This window comes from Mariniphaga sediminis, assembly GCF_003573545.1.
In the GTDB taxonomy this organism is placed as follows: domain Bacteria; phylum Bacteroidota; class Bacteroidia; order Bacteroidales; family Prolixibacteraceae; genus Mariniphaga; species Mariniphaga sediminis.
In genome coordinates, this window is sequence record NZ_QWET01000056.1 from 1 (window position 1) to 2059 (window position 2059).

General features: G+C 31.2%; 2 protein-coding genes. Both read left to right on the top strand.

What is annotated here, in order from left to right; all coding sequences use genetic code 11:
- Nucleotides 1-202 precede the first annotated feature (202 nt).
- The gene (locus tag D1164_RS23530) at nt 203-1336 is read left to right on the top strand and encodes an ATP-binding protein (RefSeq protein WP_119352349.1); all 1134 of its coding nucleotides are present in this window, start codon (nt 203-205) and stop codon (nt 1334-1336) included.
- 207 nt (nt 1337-1543) lie between these two features.
- Complete coding sequence (locus tag D1164_RS23535; RefSeq protein ID WP_147372288.1) at nt 1544-1936, top strand: hypothetical protein; 393 nt, start codon at nt 1544-1546, stop codon at nt 1934-1936.
- Nucleotides 1937-2059 lie beyond the last annotated feature (123 nt).

Below are 2059 nucleotides of genomic sequence, written 5' to 3' on the forward strand. Positions count from 1 at the left end.
ACCAGATAAACCAATTACTCAAACTAACAATGAAAAATCCGAAAATTTTAAACCTGCTTCTAAAACCCTCCAATAGTTTTCAAATCTCCTATACCAAAATAGGTTTTTAGACAGACTGCCGTTAGCGTTAATAATAAATCCGGCACAGCATTTTACTTATTGACAGATTTGTTGTAAATTGCGTCTTTAAAATGACGGAATTATGGAATTTTTAAAGCGAGATATAACAGAAAATATCATTAATAAGCTTCAACCTAATAAAGTTGTAATTGTTTTTGGTGCAAGACGTGTAGGGAAAACGGTTCTGGTAAAAGAAATTTTAGAAACAATCGACGAACCTATTCTCTCATTAAATGGTGAGGACATTAATGTTCACGATAAACTTGCAATTCGGTCGGTTGAAAATTACAAACAACTTATTGGTTCATATAGAGTTTTATATATCGATGAAGCTCAAAAAATCCCAGATATTGGATTAAAGTTAAAACTGATGGTTGATGAAATCGAAGGATTAAAAATCATAATTTCAGGTTCATCATCATTTGATATTTCTAAAGAAGCCGGAGAACCATTAACCGGAAGAAAATATACGTTTAATTTATTTGCATTATCGGAAAACGAGTATAACCAAATCGAAAATAGTATTTCAAAAATAGATAAACTTAGAGAACGTTTAATCTTTGGCAATTATCCTGAATTGCTTCATTTACCTGACCAGACTGATAAAATTGATTACCTGAATGATATGGTTAGTTCATATTTACTAAAAGACATTTTGGTTTATGAAAACATTAAAAATTCTCAAACCATTTTTAATCTTTTAAGACTGATTGCTTTTCAAATTGGTGGAGAAGTTTCATTACAAGAATTAGGGAAACAACTTGGAATAAGTAAAAACACAGCAGAAAAATATCTCGACTTGTTGAGTAAAATTTTCATCCTACATAAAGTTGAAGGATTTAGTCGCAATCTTAGAAAAGAAATTACTAAAAATTCAAGATGGTACTTCTTAGATAATGGAATTAGAAATGCAATTATTGCAAATTTCAATCCAATCGAAGCCCGAAATGACATTGGACAACTTTGGGAAAATTACATGATTAGTGAAAGGCTTAAATATCAAAGCTACAAAAGAATATCGTCTAACAACTATTTTTGGAGAACATACGAACAACAAGAGATAGATTGGGTAGAAGAAAGAGGAGGTTCATTATATGGATATGAATTTAAATGGAAAGAAGATAAAGTAAAAATTCCGACACAATGGAAAAACGCATATTCAGACGCTTCATTTGAAGTGATAAACAGCTCAAATTTTGAAAAATGGATAAAATAAATTACTAACGCTAACAACCTGTATATGTCATAGCCGTTTCTGTGAGTAATCGTAGGTTTATCTCCCGCATCTACACTATCTCGGCTTGACAGGAAAATAGCACGCAGTCGACTACGCCACATACAGTTAACCGTTGTATGCCATATTAACTGACTGTAAATAACTATGATTAAAAAACTTATATTACTAACATTAATTCTATACAGTATGGAATCTTATTCTCAATATTCAGATTTCACCTACTGGAAAGAACTTTGTGATTGTAAGGCTAAATTTGATTCAACAAAGTATTCAAGAGAACAACTTCAAAATACTTTTGATTATTTGTGGTGGTCTCCAAATATTGACACTGATGCAACCTCGTGGACAATAGAAAAAATAAAGGAATTAAGTCTTACCGACCTTGAAAATGAGTGTACGGAAAGAATTAATATCTTGAAATCTTTTGAGTTTGTAGAAGATAGTTTTTGGACTCAACAAAAGGAGAATTTAATAATCTATTATGAAAGTACTTGTCGACTAAAAAAATATACAATTTTGGCTTATTCAAATCCGGAAATATTATTACAGTATGATTTAGTAGATGATAAATGTATTTAACGTCAGTTCGAGCTAAGCTAACGTACAACTTTGCGTCTGGTCAATAACTTCTTCCATTCTAAGGGTAGGTTTTTTAGGCAGAAAGGAGTAAGCTATCAGACCTGAAAGTAAGTTTGTCAGGAA

Bases quoted from the DNA above. Each gene is read 5' to 3' on its own strand.
- D1164_RS23530 (WP_119352349.1), top strand. From the start codon at position 203: ATGGAATTTTTAAAGCGAGATATAACAGAAAATATCATTAATAAGCTT.
- D1164_RS23535 (WP_147372288.1), top strand. From the start codon at position 1,544: ATGGAATCTTATTCTCAATATTCAGATTTCACCTACTGGAAAGAACTT.